General features: G+C 44.4%; 14 protein-coding genes. 8 read left to right on the top strand and 6 right to left on the bottom strand.

Annotation, left to right across the window (positions count from 1 at the left end; all coding sequences use genetic code 11):
• Nucleotides 1-1,290, top strand: a complete 1,290-nt coding sequence (locus tag LEP1GSC050_RS05600) for an aminopeptidase P N-terminal domain-containing protein (RefSeq protein ID WP_010570266.1) — start codon at nucleotides 1-3, stop codon at nucleotides 1,288-1,290.
• 234 nt (nucleotides 1,291-1,524) lie between these two features.
• Nucleotides 1,525-1,974 (top strand): hypothetical protein, encoded by a 450-nt coding sequence (locus tag LEP1GSC050_RS05595; RefSeq protein ID WP_010570265.1) that lies wholly within the window; start codon nucleotides 1,525-1,527, stop codon nucleotides 1,972-1,974.
• Here LEP1GSC050_RS05595 and LEP1GSC050_RS05590 read toward each other — a convergent pair.
• Nucleotides 1,971-3,149: a M20 metallopeptidase family protein gene (locus LEP1GSC050_RS05590; RefSeq protein ID WP_040911433.1), complete on the bottom strand. Its 1,179-nt coding sequence runs from the start codon at nucleotides 3,147-3,149 to the stop codon at nucleotides 1,971-1,973. The two genes, LEP1GSC050_RS05595 and LEP1GSC050_RS05590, sit on opposite strands and share 4 nt — an antisense overlap.
• A gap of 103 nt (nucleotides 3,150-3,252) precedes the next feature.
• On the opposite strand from LEP1GSC050_RS05590, the gene LEP1GSC050_RS05585 reads away from it, so the two are divergent.
• Entirely contained in the window at nucleotides 3,253-3,477 is a 225-nt protein-coding gene (locus LEP1GSC050_RS05585; RefSeq protein WP_010570263.1) for a hypothetical protein, read from the top strand.
• A gap of 26 nt (nucleotides 3,478-3,503) precedes the next feature.
• Here LEP1GSC050_RS05585 and LEP1GSC050_RS05580 read toward each other — a convergent pair whose 3' ends face one another.
• The 5 genes from LEP1GSC050_RS05580 to LEP1GSC050_RS05560 form a co-directional block, all read right to left on the bottom strand.
• Nucleotides 3,504-5,078 (bottom strand): FAD-dependent thymidylate synthase, encoded by a 1,575-nt coding sequence (locus LEP1GSC050_RS05580; protein WP_010570262.1) that lies wholly within the window; start codon nucleotides 5,076-5,078, stop codon nucleotides 3,504-3,506.
• A 176-nt stretch (nucleotides 5,079-5,254) separates the two neighbouring features.
• A complete protein-coding gene (locus tag LEP1GSC050_RS05575; protein WP_010570261.1) occupies nucleotides 5,255-8,542 on the bottom strand; it encodes an efflux RND transporter permease subunit in 3,288 nt (1,095 codons plus the stop codon).
• A 97-nt stretch (nucleotides 8,543-8,639) separates the two neighbouring features.
• Nucleotides 8,640-9,368, bottom strand: a complete 729-nt coding sequence (locus LEP1GSC050_RS05570; protein ID WP_020987204.1) for a class I SAM-dependent methyltransferase — start codon at nucleotides 9,366-9,368, stop codon at nucleotides 8,640-8,642.
• 81 nt (nucleotides 9,369-9,449) lie between these two features.
• The gene (locus LEP1GSC050_RS05565) at nucleotides 9,450-10,754 is read right to left on the bottom strand and encodes an adenylate/guanylate cyclase domain-containing protein (protein ID WP_010570259.1); all 1,305 of its coding nucleotides are present in this window, start codon (nucleotides 10,752-10,754) and stop codon (nucleotides 9,450-9,452) included.
• Nucleotides 10,755-10,792: 38 nt separating this feature from the next.
• Nucleotides 10,793-11,953: a glycosyltransferase 87 family protein gene (locus LEP1GSC050_RS05560; protein WP_232225661.1), complete on the bottom strand. Its 1,161-nt coding sequence runs from the start codon at nucleotides 11,951-11,953 to the stop codon at nucleotides 10,793-10,795.
• A 321-nt stretch (nucleotides 11,954-12,274) separates the two neighbouring features.
• Here LEP1GSC050_RS05560 and LEP1GSC050_RS05555 point away from each other — a divergent pair, with 321 nt between their 5' ends.
• The 5 genes from LEP1GSC050_RS05555 to kdpA all read left to right on the top strand — a co-directional run bounded on the left by LEP1GSC050_RS05555 (nucleotide 12,275) and on the right by kdpA (nucleotide 16,853).
• Nucleotides 12,275-12,760, top strand: a complete 486-nt coding sequence (locus tag LEP1GSC050_RS05555; RefSeq protein ID WP_010570257.1) for a DUF4395 domain-containing protein — start codon at nucleotides 12,275-12,277, stop codon at nucleotides 12,758-12,760.
• A 178-nt stretch (nucleotides 12,761-12,938) separates the two neighbouring features.
• Nucleotides 12,939-13,280 carry an arsenosugar biosynthesis-associated peroxidase-like protein gene (locus LEP1GSC050_RS05550; protein ID WP_010570256.1) on the top strand — a complete coding sequence of 114 codons (342 nt, stop codon included), beginning with the start codon at nucleotides 12,939-12,941 and terminating at the stop codon, nucleotides 13,278-13,280.
• A 6-nt stretch (nucleotides 13,281-13,286) separates the two neighbouring features.
• Complete coding sequence (arsS, locus tag LEP1GSC050_RS05545) at nucleotides 13,287-14,330, top strand: arsenosugar biosynthesis radical SAM (seleno)protein ArsS (protein WP_010570255.1); 1,044 nt, start codon at nucleotides 13,287-13,289, stop codon at nucleotides 14,328-14,330.
• Between the two features lie 741 nt (nucleotides 14,331-15,071).
• Nucleotides 15,072-15,155 (top strand): K(+)-transporting ATPase subunit F, encoded by an 84-nt coding sequence (gene kdpF, locus LEP1GSC050_RS21295; RefSeq protein ID WP_020987725.1) that lies wholly within the window; start codon nucleotides 15,072-15,074, stop codon nucleotides 15,153-15,155.
• Between the two features lie 9 nt (nucleotides 15,156-15,164).
• Nucleotides 15,165-16,853 carry a potassium-transporting ATPase subunit KdpA gene (gene kdpA, locus LEP1GSC050_RS05540; RefSeq protein ID WP_010570254.1) on the top strand — a complete coding sequence of 563 codons (1,689 nt, stop codon included), beginning with the start codon at nucleotides 15,165-15,167 and terminating at the stop codon, nucleotides 16,851-16,853.

Below are 16,853 nucleotides of genomic sequence, written 5' to 3'. Positions count from 1 at the left end.
ATGGATCATAGTATTTTCAAAAAACGAATCCGGACCGTTCAAAATACTTTAAAGTCCGGGGACGTCCTGCTTTTATTCGCAGCTTCCCTAAGGATTCGGAATCGGGACGTCGAATATAAATTTCGCCAAGACTCGGATTATTATTATCTTACTGGAATCGAGGAAGAGGACGGCATTCTCGCGTTGCGCCGAGATTATTCCGTGCACTTCGCTCTACCGAAAGACAAAGAGAGGGAAATCTGGACAGGAATTCGGCTGGGTAAGAAAGAGATCGGTTTAAGGTTGGAGCTTGACGAAAGTTATGATTTAGGAGATTGGGATTCTAAAATCGGAGAGATCTTAACCAATCAATATACTCTATATCATTTTTTTGGAAAGGAGAAGGAAAGGGATTCTCGATTACTCGATTTAGTGAGTTCGCTTAACCAAAGATTGCGGGAAGGAAAATTCGGTCCCCAAAGATTGGAGATTCCCAACTTTCTGCATGAGATGAGAATGATCAAATCCCCCGAAGAAATCGATAAATTAAAGGAATCTTCGAGGATCACCGCGTTCGGTCACGAAAGATTGATGCGTGAAACTAGGCCCGGAATGTACGAATTCGAACTCGAAGCGATTTTGGAATCCGAATACCTGAAACACGGGGCATGGGGAGGCGGATACGGCCATATCGTTGCTGCCGGTAAAAATGCCACGATCTTACATTATACTACGAACCGGGCAAGGATCGGCGAGAACGAGGCCATTCTGGTAGATAGCGGTGCGGAGAAAGATTATTACACTGCGGACGTTACTCGAGTCTTTCCTTCGGGAAAGAAATTCACAGCGGAACAGAAGGCAGTGTACGAGCTTGTGCTGTATGCTCAGAAAGAAGCGATTTCAAACACTTTGGAAGGAGTCGAGTTTAACGCAGTTCATGAGTCTACGATTCGGACGCTTACTTCCGGATTGAAAGACATGGGATTTTTGAAAGGGGATGTTTCCGGTCTGATCGAGAAGGGAGAATTTAGAAGATTCTACATGCATAGAACCGGGCACTATCTCGGCATGGACGTGCACGACGTAGGCCGGTATTTTGAAAATGGAAAGAGTAAACCTATGCGAAACGGTTTGGTCGTTACCGTAGAACCGGGATTGTACTTCGATCCTTCGGATGAAAATATTCCCGATGCATTTCGCGGCATCGGTGTCAGGATCGAAGATGACGTTTTGGTAAACGGTAAGAGTCCGATCGTCCTAACCGAGATGATTCCGAAAGAAATCGACGAAATCGAATCCTTACGAACTTAATCCCGCTTTTATTAGAAGGCCGGAATTGAAAGAGGCGGGCTTACGCCTAAAAATTAAAATTGTCAAAATAGAAATTATTTCCGTATTATTATGTCATTTTATTTTACGCGTTATCCTCCTTTTTCGCGTTAACGCATAGTTTTAATAATTATATATTACATTTTATAGAAATTCTATTGAGCTTTTTTCCCGTTATTTGCATATGCCTTCAGTTATGGAGGATGTATATAGAATATGGAAGAACGTTTTATGGATTTTTTAATCTCGTCGAGCGGATTTACTAGGATAGATCTACGTATCCCGATCGATTTGGAATCTATTTGGAGAGAGGGCGTCAAGAAATACGAAGGCCCCGCAGGATATCTAAGGTATTTACTTTCTTCTTATAAATTGAGGAGATTTCAAGGTTCATTACCAAAATGGAAGTTTCGTAAAATCAGATCCTTCGATTCTAGAAAACGGATAAAGGTACGAATTAAGGATTATTGTGAGGCTGTGTGTTTCGCGACTCAGTACAAAGTGTCGTTGAGCAGCTTTATTTCCGCTTTACTTGAAATGGATACGGATGCGATTTCGAAATCGCCAATAAGCGTTTCAGGTTCTACTTTGGAACCCCAAGCGAGAACCGGCATAATTATACCGTTTCCACTACGGAAAGGCGGATCGATTGCGAGAGGAGCTTAGTTTTCCGCTAGATAAATGCGAACGGCTTCTTTCAAAACGGAAAGTCCGATTGGCAGCGCGGATTCATCGAAATCGAATTTGGAACTATGATGGGGGTGAATGAATCCTTTGCTTGGGTTCATGGAGCCTACGAAGAAATAGCAACCGGGCACTCGCATTAAAAATGCGGAGAAATCTTCTCCTCCCATGGTTTTGGCGCCTTCTTCCGTTATATTACCCTGACCTAAGACGGTATCAGCCGCCCGTCTTACGATAGATGTAATATACGGGTGATTGATTGTGGGAGCATTCGTTCGATCATACTGTATAGTTACCGTTGCGCCGAAAGAGGCTGCGATATTTTCCACGGTTCGTCGGAACAAATCGGGCGCTTTGTCGAACATTTCTTTCGTAAAGGTGCGGATCGTTCCTTTCAAATCCGCCGTTTCCGGGATTACGTTGAATGCATTGCCGGAGTGAAACGCCCCCACAGTTACGACGCAGGAATCGAGAGGATCCGTATTTCTAGATACGATACTCTGTAAAGCGGTTACGATCTGGGATCCGACAAGAATCGGGTCTACCGTGTGCTGAGGCATTGCCCCGTGGCCGCTGATTCCTGTAATCGTAACGGAGAATTCATCGACTGCTGCCATCATCGGGCCGTCGACCACACCAATCTTGCCGACAGGAATGTGATTCCAAACATGAAGTGCGACAGCTGCGGAAACATCATATTTCTCGAGGATTCCCTCTTCGATCATTCGATCTGCACCTTGTCCACCTTCTTCCGCAGGTTGGAAAACCAGTAGAACTCTACCTTTCGGAACGATAGCGGCCAAATCTTCTTTCAGGTCGGAAGCGAGTCCCATCAGCACGGAAGTATGAGCGTCGTGACCGCAAGCGTGCATCACCCCTTTGTGGACAGACGCATAATCGACCTTATTTTCCTCAAAAATCGGTAGAGCATCCATGTCCGCTCGGACGAGGAGGGTTTTACCTGGCTTACCGGAATCTATTAAGCAGGCAATTCCGGTGGTTGCGATTCCATCTTGGAAAGAATACCCAAGAGAGGTAAGATGTTTAGCTACATAAGCGGAAGTACCCTTTTCATCGTATTTTAATTCGGGATGTTTATGGAGGAAGCGACGATAGGTTACGAGTTCTTCGGCTCGCAGAGAGGATACGGATTTCATAGAAGCACCTAACTTCCAAGGAACAGGAGAGGCATTGAGAAAGTCTTCCTTTTTTTCTCCCAAAAAAGTCGCAGCAATGTGACCGGATTCGGTATCTCAAATTATGGAAGAAACGAGAAGAAGACCTCTGTCAGTAATTTCTGGCACTGATTTGTTGGATAAAATCCCCACCCTTCTTGGGCGGGGGCCGGAGCGAAGCGGTGGAATTGCCTTATTTCAGAAAAATCGAGGAGACGCAAATATTTTTCATTCTGAAATTCTTGTAGGAACTCCAACAGAGTTCGTATCCTATCGGATCGAGAGTGTATATAAAAAAGTAGGACTATAAAATCTATATCCTGGCTGGGCAGTGAATCATAGGGTTCTATCGTAGTCGCTTAATTCCTTTTTCCAAACTTGAGTGCCGCAGTAATGGTCGCCTTCGGGGCAATATGGTTTCACGTCCCCTTGAAGTCGGATCCAGCAGGGGGCTTTAATCCATTTTGCGATCTGAGGGTGAACTTGTCCGATATCGGTAAGTTCATTAATGGACGCTTGGAAAATCTCTTCTTGGGCATTATAGCATGTTCGGGCTCGCCATTTATGATGAAGATTTAAAAGGTCCCCACTCTCATAAAAACGGATCGGGAATGCGTTCGGAAGCAGGTAAGTCGCATATTCCGGTTTTCCACCGGCCTCCAAGAAGCGGTTTAGATTTTTGAAAATACCGTCCATCTTGGTTCGATAAGTCTCTTCCAACTGGGAATACTTTAAGACGACTTTAGGAAGAATGTAATCCGGCATTCCTGCATACTGAGACATCAATACAGGGCGAGAACCCGGAACCATTCTGTGTCTTTGGTCTTGACTGTCAGCAGTATGAGAAATTCTTTTTTTGAAAGTATAATGAACGTTAAACATAGCTCTAGAAAGTGAACTCATTGTTGTTTCGTTCAGAGTGGAAGTTAGATGTCGATTTTTGCTCGGATCGAGTACCAAACGAATTGCGTCTTCGTCGTTTAGGGCGGTTTTCGCAATACCGAGCGCCGATCGGACGGAGGAGGCCAGGATCTCCTGTCCATTCGAAGCATACGATGCTAAGCGCGAATAACGTGCATCCAGATCTACGTCGAATTCCCTCACAAAATTTTTAGCATCGACAGGCCTGTACTCTTGAGCGCTATCTCTGTAGAACTCGGTAAAAAAACGATACTCCGAAGTTTCTTCCAACGGAATCGGATCGTCCATTTCTTCCACGTAGAGCGGATCCGCATCTCGAACCTTTTCTATCATCGCTTCCACGACGAATTTCTGTTCTTCAGGAACATTAAACGAATTCATCAAACGGTAATATCGATGAAGCGTGAGACCGTTTACCGAATGATAAAGATAGGTAAATGTTCCGAGAGGCAATAAATATCTAGCGACCTCTAAACATTTTTTCTTTATTGCGGCTTGCCATTTTTCAGGATAGCTGGCCCTGGCTTTGTAAACTAGGAAATATTCGTCCTGTATAAAGGGGTGTAAAAGTTCGACAAATTCAAAATAAGCGTTGGATGCGTATTCGATCGCTTCGGTATACAGTTCCAATTGTTTCCCTTCGAGATTAGGAGGAATATAATAATTTTCCCGTTTTACTTCGACGTATCTCTGGCTGACTTGTTCGGAGTTATAGTACGGATGGGAATGTAAGAAAGACCATACGAACTGACGGGAGACTTTATCTAGAGTAAAAATAAAATGCGGATGTTGACGAGTGGTGAGATGCCCCGCCTTCTTCGTGGATTTTGCCACCTTATCTCGAATTTCCAAAGATTTTTCGGAACTTACCATATCTTCCGGAAGCAAAATCCCTTTTGAAGAATAGCAGGTCCTTGCCGATGCGATTGCTAGGTTAAATGGTTCTTTGGTGGAATCTAAAAGTTGGATAATGGGTTTCTGACTTTGCATAGCATTCGATGGGGGGAGAATTCCCGGAAACGCTAGGATGAAAAATCATCCAATTGGGGAAAGGATTTTCCGACATAATTCTATTCTTATGTCGCTTTAGAATTTGAAAATCGTAGGACCCAAAACTCAATTTTTGCGGTTTTTACCCGAATGCTGTCAATTTTACAGGTTTATACTCATTTATTCTTTGTTTTGGAAGATTTCTTCGTCTTTTTGGGCGACTGTTCCTCATCGTCGGAATCGTCTATTTCAGAATGATTTCCCCAAGAATCGGGTTCGACCGGAATTGAAACGTGATTTTTATTATGAGTCTTTTGAAACTCTGCTTCCAATCTCTTTTTATCCAAGGCTTTCCGCTCTTCTTGGTGTTGATAAATATTTAACAGATACTCCATTACGATAGGAAGCAATACTCGAGAAAGTACCGTAGCGACGATAATTCCGAAAATTACTACCGTCGCTAAAGGCCTTTGGACTTCGGCTCCTGCCATAGTGGATATAGCCATCGGTAGAAAACCGACGGCAGCGATTATTTCAGTAGTCATTACGGGTCTGAGCGAGTTGACTCCTGCTGTGATTACAGCGACCGAAATGCGTAGTCCTTTTGCCAATTCTTCGCGTAACGTTGAAGCATATACGACTCCATTTAACACTGCGATACCGCTCACTGCTATAAAACCGACACCGGCTGGAATACTAAATGGGAGCCCTCTTACTACCAAGCCGATGATTCCCCCGGAAATCGCCAAAGGAACCACGATAAAGACACCTAACGCATAGTAGACGTTACCGAAAGCGGCCATGAGCATGAAAAAAATAATTGCGAGCGCTACCGGAACGACGAATAAAAGCCGATATTTGGCTCGAGTAAAGTTTTCAAACTGCCCGCCCCAATCCGTTCTATACCCGTCCGGTAAAGTTTGCTCGAGTTCTGTCGTCGCTTTCTGGGCTTCGTTTACGAAACCCACTAAATCCCTTCCGCGAACGTTAGCTTCCACCATGATACGACGTTTCAACGCTTCTCTATAAATGGCGGCAGGCCCTTCTTCGAATTGTATGGTCGCTACTTGCCCGAGAGGGATCGTGATTCCTCCGGAGGTCATGACAGGGATATTTTCCACTTCGCTTAAATCGGATACGTCAAGTTGGAGGCGAACGACCAGGTCAAAACGTTTGAAGCCTTCAAAAACCCTTCCTGCAGTTCGTCCTATTCTTAAGGCCTCCACAGTGGTAAGTATTTCTTCCGCTTCGACCCCGTACCTCGCCATTTTTTGCCGATCCGCTTTGATTTCGATTAACGGAAGTCCTAAAACCCGTTGAACTCTGAGATCCGCGGCGCCCGGAACTTTTTTAATTTTCTCGGCAAATTTGGTCGCGGTATCTTTTAGCACCTGCAAATCGTCACCGTAAATTTTAACGACGACGTCCGCTTTGGATCCGGACAACAACGCATTTACCCTATTTTCGATAGGCTGGGAAAGTGCGATCGTACTGGAAGGAACGGAGTCTAGGATCGCGTCTTTCATTTTATCCATCAACTCCTCGCGAGAAGATGCGCTAGTCCATTCGCTAGCGGGACGAAGTTTTACCATCGCTTCTCCCTCTTCGGTTCCGACGGGTTCCGCCGCGGATTCACCTCTTCCCATTCTTGAGACTACGCCTAATACTTCCGGAAACTTTCCGATCACTTTCTCGAGTTCCGTGTTTGTTTCCCGGGAGTAGTTCAACGATGTGGAAGGAAGTCGTTTAATATCGATCGCGAATTCGCCTTCGTCGATTCTAGGTAAGAATTCCGAGCCAAGGGTAGAGCCCAAAATTAAGGAAAGGACAAATATTCCCACGCCTGCACGAAGAAATAAACTTTTGTTTTTCATTCCGAAATCCAAAAGTTCGAGATATTGACCGGTGATTTTGTCCCAATATTTGCTATGATGAAACACGGGTTTCCGAAAGATAATGCTCGCTGCAGCCGGAAATGTAGTTAATGTGAATACAAGAGCAGTGGCTAAGGAGATCGCGACAGTGATCGCCATCGGCTGAAACATTCTTCCTTCCACACCTTCCAAGGTCATTAGAGGGAGATATACGAGTAGAATAATCGCCACCGAGAATGTGGCAGCTCTTGCTACCCTTACGCAGGCTTCCGTTATAATTTCCTCGGCAGCGAGATCCTGATCTGCCTGAGTGTTTTGTAATTCATAAAACGCTTTTCGGAAAATGAATCCATGGAGTATGGATTCGAGCATTACGATCGCACCGTCTACGAGAAGACCGAAATCCAAGGCGCCCAAGGACATCAAGTTTCCTACGATTCCGAACATTCTCATAAAGATCGTAGCAGCTAACATCGGGATCGGAATAGCCAAGCTGACCAGTAGAGCACCTTTAACGGTTCCCATCGCTACGATCAATATGAGGATAACCAAGACTCCGGCTTCGGCTAGGTTGGTGAAAATCGTTCCGAGGGTTCTACCGATAAATTCGGATCGATCGTAAAAGGTGACTATTTGCATCCCGGACGGAAGCCTGGTTTTTAGCTGTTCGATTCTTTCTTTGACTCTCTTTACGACCTCCAGAGAGTTTTGGCCCATGAGCATCATTGCCGTTGCACCGACAACTTCTCCTTTACCGTCCTTCGTAATCAAACCGAAGCGCAAGGCACGTCCGGTTTCCACATCTGCGATTTGACCTAGTAGGAGGGGAACTCCATCTCTCTCGGTCTTTACGGCGACATTGCGGATTTCCTCTACGGTTTTAAACTGGCTTTCACCTCGGATAACAATCTGTTCAGCCCCTTTGGATATATACCCGCCTCCGGTATTCTGATTGGCTGATTCTAATTTTTCACAAAGCTGAGAGAGGGTGATATTATGAACTGCAAGTCTATGAGGATCAATTTTGATTTGGTACTGCTTCGCATTCCCGCCGATGATATTTACGTCGATAATTCCTTCGACTGACTTAATTTCCCGGGCAAGTTCCCAGTCCATATAAGTTCTGAGTTCTTCCGGAGTATGACGATCGCTCGTTAAAACGAACTCGTAAATGTCGCCTAATCCAGTGGCGATGGGAGAGAGTTCGGGGGATCCATATCCTTTCGGGATGACATTTTCCACGGCTCGGAGTCGTTCATTAATGAGTTGTCTCGCTAGATAAATATCCGTTCCATCTTTAAAGATTGCGGTAACGCTGCTGACTCCGGTTCGAGAAATAGAACGAATTTCCGTTACGTTCGGGACTCCTGTCAGTTCCATTTCAATCGGATAGGTGATGAACTGTTCTACTTCTATGGGTGATAAGCCCGGAGATTGAGTTACAACCGAAACTTGGACGTTAGTGATATCCGGGATCGCATCTATCGAGAGGTGATAGGCATTAAATAAGCCGATTGCCGTAATAATTCCGGTTAAGACTATAATTAGAATTCGGTTCTTGATGGAAAATCGTATTAATTTTTCGATCATAATCGGTTCCGGGAAAGAATACGAACAGCTTCAAATTTTGTGAATCACTGTCGATAGGTTTTTCATAAAAAGAACCCAAGAGCGAATGAACGGTTCATTAGTTTTTGAATAAAAGGAGGATCTTCATCCCTTTCTCATCATATCGCTTTCGAAGAGAAAAGCCCGACCGAGTCAACATACGCGATAATTGATCCAAGGGCAGGATCAATTTATAGTAAGAGCTATTGCTGAAATTCCATTGTTGTCCGTCCCATTGATGAAAAAGATCGGTCACCAGCACTTTCTTTTCCTCAAAGGAAAGCATGCAGGAGAAAATTCGATCTTTTTCGGCACGAACAGGAAAACCCGTTTTTTCTCCCGGTTTTCCGTAGCTAAGATCTCTATAGCCTAAGATAACCTGTGCTCCCGATTTTAAAAAATAAGACCAAAGAGAAATAACCATTTGTACCTGTTCCAAGGATTCGAGATGAGTCAGAGTGTCTCCCATACAAAGTAGAAGTTCCGGACTCTCCCCGACATACAGGCTTGGGCTCGTAAAGTCGGCAGGTTTCGTTTTTATGGGGAGTCCGAGATTTCTCTGTTCGAGCTGCAAAAGTAGATCCGAACTAAAATCAATCGCAATTACGTTGAATCCGAGTTTGGCAAGAGGGAAGGATTGAATTCCATTTCCGGCGCCTAGATCCCATGCCAACCCGTTAGTTTTCGGCGATATCCCCCAATTGCGAAATCGTTCCTCTTCTTCTCTTTCTCTTTGTTCAAGATCTCCGAGCATCCAGGAGTATTTCTCCGCTAAAAATGTGTCGTAATGTATTTTAGGGGTTTGCATTAGAAACTCTAAATTCTGCGTTTGTTAGCCGGGCTCGGAGTCATTCTGGAAAACGGAAGAGCAGGTTTTGCCCGATATCGGTTACGTTAGCCGATAGATCAGCACCTCTTCGTCCCGTCCTTTTACTTTGACGGGGGGCAAACTTTCCGCCTGCATATAATGTTTTATTTGCTCGTACACGGAATCGGTTAGTAGAAGTTCAGTTCCATAATCTTTATTCAGTTGTTCTACTCGGGAGGCGAGATTCACCGTATCTCCGATTATTGTGTATTCTTTCCGTTGGGAGGAGCCGACATTTCCGGTCATTGCTTCGCCGGAATGCAGACCGATTCCGATTTTCGTTTCAGGAATTCTTTGAGCGAGATTCAACTCGGATACCTTTTCGATAATTTCCAAAGAAGCTTTCACCGCGTTTTGAACATCCTTACCCGGGTCGGATAAGGGAGCTCCAAAAACAGCCATGAAGCCGTCACCTAAAAACTTATTAATGATTCCATTATTCTTATTCACGATATCGATCATATCCTCGAAGAGGGTATTTAAATACGTAATCACTTCTGTGGGGCTTTTTTTCTCGGAAAATTTCGTAAAGTTTCTGATATCCAGAAACATTACGCAGACTTCGCGACTTTCGGAGATCCCTTCCGCTTTTTGGCTCATCAATCGATCCACCACCGACGGTGAAACGTATTGCCCGAACATTCCTACGATCTGATTTCTTTCTTCCAAAAGTTTATAAGAATTCCGTAATGTGTTTCGTAGTCGAATTCCGACCAGGCCCGCTATAATTCCGGATACGATGAAGATTATGGAACGCATTATGATCGGAATTTTAGAATAGAAGAAAGCGTAATCGAAATCGTTTTCAAACGGTGCAGTCGGATTATAAATCCAGCCTATAACGAGAAATTCTATTCCCGCGACGAGTCCGGTGAACAACGATAATCCGAATTCCATTCGGAGGACGGAGAGAAGGATAAACGTGAAAAACAGATTGGAAAGAGGCGAATTCAGAACTATGATCGGCGATTCGGAACCGTTCACTAATATGAATAGGATCGCCGCCGGAAGAGAAGTTTCAACAAATGCGTTTCCGAAGCGGGGAAAGAGCGGGAGGGGTTTACCTCGCTTTGCCCAGTAATTCAACAGCTTTAATACTACGAGCTCGTAAATATTTCCGAAAAAAAGAATCCCTATCACGACCTCGAACGGGAAGGATAGGCCGATGCTCTCGTTGAATTTCTCCCGAACGAAAATCGCAAGGGATATCCAAATCGTCATCGTCGTAAGAAAAACCAGTAATAAGATTTTACTTCTGATTCTTTCGCTCTGTAGGATTTCCGATTCTAGAGTATCCGAGAAGGTATCGAAAATTTTGGGTGCCATCGATCATATTTCCTTTTAGCTGCGGAGCGAATTTGTATTTATATCCTAACCTTTTTAAGGTCAATGAGTTTCCGTTTTTCCCAGAAGAATACGATAAGGACCGGAGCATATTCTAAAATCATAAAAATAGGGTCGTCAGCATACGGAGTTTGTCTATAGGTCGAATAGGACAGAATCCAAACTGCCGAGGCGACCTGGGGCCAAATTTCCTTTGTAAAAACAGCGCCCGCTAGCAAAGGAAGGATGTACCAAGGGTGAACCGTAGTGGAAAACAGATAATAAATTCCAAGAAGAGAAACCCATGTCTTCGCAATAAATTCCGGATCGGCAGACTGCCTAGATCGGTGAAAGGAATATGCAAGGATTGCAGCCGAACCAAGAACTGCAAGATGTAGGCCGGCGGCGTACGGATACCAGGAAAAACTTAAGATATATTTCCAAAGATAATATAAACCTCCATGATATTCAAAGAGTTTAAAATAGACTCCGATTCCGTTCTTCCATTGTTTTTGGATTGTTTCAGTCAGACTTATCGAATGCATTCCCCAGGCGGATATAAGTAAAACGGGAATCAGTAAGATTAATACGAAAATCATTCGTTCCGAATGTTTCTCATCCTTCCGGATTCGTAGTAGAATCAACGGTAACAAAAGTAAGGGAATCACTTTGGTAAAGACTGCGGCAATGTAAGCTAGGCCGGCTTCGATCCCCTTATTTCTTTTCCAGGCCAATATTGCAAAAAGGAGGAAGAATATCAGTATAGGTTCCGGATGACCGCTGCCAGCGCCTTCCAATACCACTAAAGGGTGCAGCCAATATTTTAGAAAATTCGTATTTTCTCCCTCCTTTCGGAGGATGAAAAAGAGGCGAAGCGCCCCCAACTCAAAACAAAACAGTATTCCCTTCCAGACGACGACTCCGACCCATATCGATTGGAACTCCTTCATACTCCAAGCGGAAGCCGAAAAGAATAGCTGAAGGATAGGAGGATAAACCGAATAAAATCGGGAGGAATTCATTCGTTCTACTAGTTCCGCCCCGAGTGCCGATTCGGCGGAGGATAAATGCGAAACTTTCAATTCCTGCGGCAAGCTTGCGTAGGGAGACAGTAGATGGATATCTAAAAATCCATCCCATAAAAAACGGTATACGTCTTCGGATAGGATCGGCGGAAGAAATACCAAAAATAATCTGAGCAAAATTCCGGCAGTAATACCGAGAGATTCCCCGATGGCCGTAATTCTTGAATATACAATAAAAATATAATATGACAAAATGCTAAGGACAAAAAGGAAAATTAAGTGCCAAAAGTCGCTTCGGGAGTGATAGAGAGTAAAGTAGGATAGAGGAAGCGCCCAAACAAATAGGAGGAAAGAAAGCAGCAAGCGTCGCATTCCCGGCCTAAAAAATTGCGCATTTGTTAAATTGGTCATTTTGTTCAATATAGCGAATTTTTTCTTGAGTCAAGAAAGCCAATACTAAAATCTTGAAAAAGGGCTTTTTGTGGGAGGATTCGTATCATGATTCAAATCGGAAATTTTCCGGATACAGTCAATGAGGTAGCCGCTAGGACGGTTGCCTGCTTAGTCGTGCTGCTTGCCACAGCAACGATTTGGACTGAGTCCGTTTGGTTGGCGGTTGCATTAACCTACGGATTTTTGGCTCGCGTTCTGTATGGACCGAGGTTTTCATTCTTTGCTAGATTGGCGATTCACGTTTTCGTACCTCTTATGGGTTTTGCCGCCAAGAACGTTCCGGGACCTCCGAAACGCTTTGCTCAATTTGTGGGCGTAATCTTTAGCGGGACTGCTTTAGTTCTTTTACTTTTCGGGCAAATCCAAGCCTTTCAGATTGTGCTCGGAATTCTCGTCCTTTTTGCAAGTTTAGAGAGCTTCGTCGGATTCTGCGCAGGTTGTTTCGTTTTCGGCTATTTGATGAAGTGGGGAGTAATTCCACAAGAAGTTTGCGAAAAATGTAACAATCTGACGTTTGCTTCGAAAAATTAACCATCGGGAATATTTTCACGAAGCAGGGAATTTTTCTTTTCGAAACGGGAGGTTTCCCGATAAAAGCAGTCCAACTTTTAACGGTATTCTTTTTTTCGTATCCATTCCCGTTCCTTCGGTTAAGCTCTATTACTAAATATTTTATCTTTCCTCGAAATACAAGAACAAGGAGCCGGCAATGGCGCAAGAGAATACCTACTATAAACCTGAAGACTTAAAGAAATTCGGAAACATCGGAGAATTTGAACCCGACCTAGCTAAGAAGTTCTTCGATTATTACGGAGCGGTGTTCGCCGACGGAGCGTTAAGCGCTAAGGAAAAATCCCTGATAGCTCTTGCAGTAGCGCATGTCGTTCAATGTCCATATTGTATTGACGCATACACTACCGATACGCTTGAAAAAGGAGTTACGGAAGAGCAAATTTGGGAAGCGATTCATGTCGGCGCAGCGATTCGAGGCGGAGCTACTTTGGTTCATAGCGTTCAAGCATTAAATAAAGTGAAAGAACTTAGCATCTGATTTTTTATGAAATCCTTACTAGCAAGAGGAAGCGATCTCGCTTCCTCGCAGGAACAACTCAAAATTCTTTCGGAAATATCAGAACGACGATCTTTTCCCTTATTTCATCAGAAACTTTCCGAGAGCGGTTTATTCCCCTTAAAACCGATCGGAACCGATATTTTACAAATTAACGTCGGAAAACTCTGCAATCAAACTTGTAAGCATTGTCATGTCGACGCGGGGCCTGATCGAAAGGAAGTCATGTCCAAAGAGACTATGCGGGAATGCTTGGATGTACTTGCATCGTCGGATATTTCTGTTTTGGATATCACCGGAGGAGCCCCCGAGATGAATCCGAATTTTCGGTGGTTGGTAGAGGAGGCCGTAAAACTCGGAAAAAAAACGATGGTTCGCTCCAATCTAACCATCCTGCTTGCGGGAGACAAGTATAAGGATCTTCCGGATTTTTTTGCAAAGCACTCCGTAGAAGTTGTTTCGAGTCTTCCTTATTTTCAGAAACGAAGGACGGATGCACAAAGAGGGGAAGGAGTCTTCGACAAATCCATAGAGGCGCTGCAACGACTGAATGCGGTCGGATATGGACGACCAAATTCAGGTTTGATTTTAAATTTGGTGTACAATCCGGCAGGTGCTTTTTTGCCGGGAGGTCAATCCACTCTCGAGGGAGACTTTAAGAAAGAATTAAGTACCCAATTCGGAATCGAATTCAATTTTTTATTTACGATCACCAATATGCCGATCAGTCGATATTTGGAGTATTTATTGGAAAGCGGGAATCTCGAGGACTATCTGGAAAAACTTATCACTTCGTACAATCCAGTTGCCGCCTCCGGAGTAATGTGTAGAAATACTTTGAGCGTAGGCTGGGACGGAAGTCTTTACGATTGCGATTTTAATCAAATGTTGGATCTGAAAGTGGAAGGCCCCGTTCAAAAGATTTCCGACTTCAACCAAGAAACTTTAATTGATCGTTGCATTCGACTCGACCAGCATTGTTTCGGTTGTACTGCGGGTAGCGGTTCTTCCTGCGGCGGTTCCATTACGTGAATGAGGTTAGCCCCGCCCTTCCTGGGCGGGGGCCGGAGCGAAGCGGCGGAGTTCCTTATTTCACAAAAATTGAGAATGGGCAAACATTTTTCATTGGGGAATTCATGTAGGAGCTCCAACGGATTTCTTATCCTAATCGATCGAGGACGATTTGTCCGAAGCTTCTCGCTCTGAATTTTCGGTAAAGCCCCGCCCTTCCTGGGCGGGGGCCGGAGCGAAGCGGCGGAGTTCCTTATTTCACAAAAATTGAGAATGGGCAAACATTTTTCATTGGGGAATTCATGTAGGAGTTCCAACAGATTTCTTATCCTAATCAATCGAGGACGATCTGTCCGAAGCTTCTCGCTCTGAATTTTCGGTAAAGCCCCGCCCTTCCTGGGCGGGGGCCGGTCGGTGGCTTCCCGCCTCATTAGCAAATTTCTTTACATTTTGCAAGGATTTTTATCTCGCGGTTTTCAGTGTGAGCTCCTGCAGTTTTAGTTTGCGTAAGAAAAGTTTTCTTTCTTCCAATTTGGTAAAGCGCTCCGTTAAAAAGGTGCTTTTTATCAATTTTTCTTGAAGTGTCCGCCTGCCCTTACTCGTCGTTTCCGAATTGCGAACACAAAATCTTAACGAGAAATTAACGCTTTCTTCAATCTTTTACACTTTACTCCTCATTGACGAGACGATAAAAAACAGCTACGTTCTTGGCACATGCATTGATCCTCCAATATTCGGATGATGCGTGATTAGGAGGCTTCCTTGTCCTATCCGTTTTTAATTGTAGTCGTATTCAGTTTAGTCATCTATCTGACATACGCAATCGTTAGGCCAGAAAGGTTTTAGGTAAGTATTATGAATGGAAATGATTCGGTTTTTTACTTTCTTTACTTTGCGGTCCTTTTTTTGGTTTCACCGTGGTTAGGTTTATTCATCGCCAAAGTCTTGGATGGAGAATTTCCTAAATTCCTGAAACCGGTTGTCGCTTTCGAGAATCTTATATATAAAGTGACCGGCGTCGATCCTGGCAAATCCACTTCTCCCAAAGTTTATGCTTTGGAAATATTGGGCCTTAGTATCTTGGCTCTTGTGTTAGTGACATTAGGATTAAGATTTCAGGAATTCCTTCCTTGGAATCCCGAGGGGAAGCCCGGCTTGAATTGGGATCTCGCCTGGAATACGAGTGTAAGCTTTGTTACGAATACAAATTGGCAGGCTTATTCCGGTGAAGCGAGCCTTTCTTACGGAAGCCAAATGCTCTTATTAGGAGTTCAAAACTTCGTGAGCGCTGCTGTTGGAATTGCCGTTCTAGCTGCGATGGCAAGGGGTATTTTAGGAGCTTCTCCGGTTGGTATCGGTAATTTCTTCGTAGATTTGACGAGATCCACTCTGTATATTCTTCTTCCTCTTTCGATTCTGTTCGCGATCGCATTCGTTGCACAAGGTGTTGTGATGGATTTCTCGGCGTATGTAGGATCGACTTCGTTAGAAGGAGTTGATTCGCGAATCCCTCTCGGACCCGCCGCATCTCAGATCGCGATCAAGCAATTGGGAACGAACGGAGGTGGTTTTTTCGGAGTGAATTCTGCGCATCCATTCGAGAACCCCACACCGTTTTCCAATTGGTTAGAATCTTTATTGATCCTTTTAATTCCGGCCTCTCTTCCTTTCGCTTTCGGAAAATGGGCTAAATCTTGGAAAGCAGGTGTCTCTCTATTTATAGCGATGCTATTGCTGTTTGCAGGAAGTATGATTGTTTCTTTCTGGTCGGAAATCTTTCATTCATCCCAAGGCTTTTGGCCTAATTGGGAAGGAAAGGAAATCCGTTTCGGGATTGCACAAAGTGTACTTTGGGAAATGGCAACGACTGCTGCTTCCAACGGTTCGGTCAACTCGATGCACGATAGTTTCTCTCCGTTAAGCGGAGGCTCCGCCGTATGGAATATTCTATTAGGAGAAATCGTCTTCGGAGGCGTTGGAGTCGGGCTGGCAGGGATGTTGTTCTACGTGATTTTGACCGTCTTTCTTGCCGGATTGATGGTAGGTAGAACTCCGGAATATTTCGGAAAGAAAATAGAATCGCGAGAGGTAAAATATGCTCTTTTTGGGGCCTTAGCTCCGGGAGTCAGCATCTTGCTATTTACGGCACTTGCTTCCTCGTATGAGTTCGGACTTTCTTCCCGAGCAAACCAAGGGCCGCACGGTTTAACGGAAATATTATATGCTTTCGCTTCCGCCGCAGGTAATAACGGTTCTGCATTCGCGGGATTGAATGCTAATACGCAATTCTATAATTTTGCGTTATCCTTTTGCATGCTTCTCGGAAGATTCGCCGTGATATGGCCGGCAATCGGACTAGCTGGCGCGTTAATGAGTAAGAAAAAAGCTCCGGCAGGAGAAGGCACCTTCTCGACCGACGGTGCGTTATTCGTGCTTTTGCTGGTATCAGTAATTGCTTTAGTGGGAGCCTTAACGTTCCTACCAGTGTTAGTTCTCGGTCCTGGAGTGGAATTTCTGCTGCAAGGAACGGGGAGGACTTTTTAA

Source organism: Leptospira broomii serovar Hurstbridge str. 5399, assembly GCF_000243715.2.
Lineage (GTDB): Bacteria > Spirochaetota > Leptospiria > Leptospirales > Leptospiraceae > Leptospira_B > Leptospira_B broomii.
The sequence above is the reverse complement of the archived record's forward strand: the minus strand, read 5'-3'. Positions and strand labels throughout refer to the sequence as shown.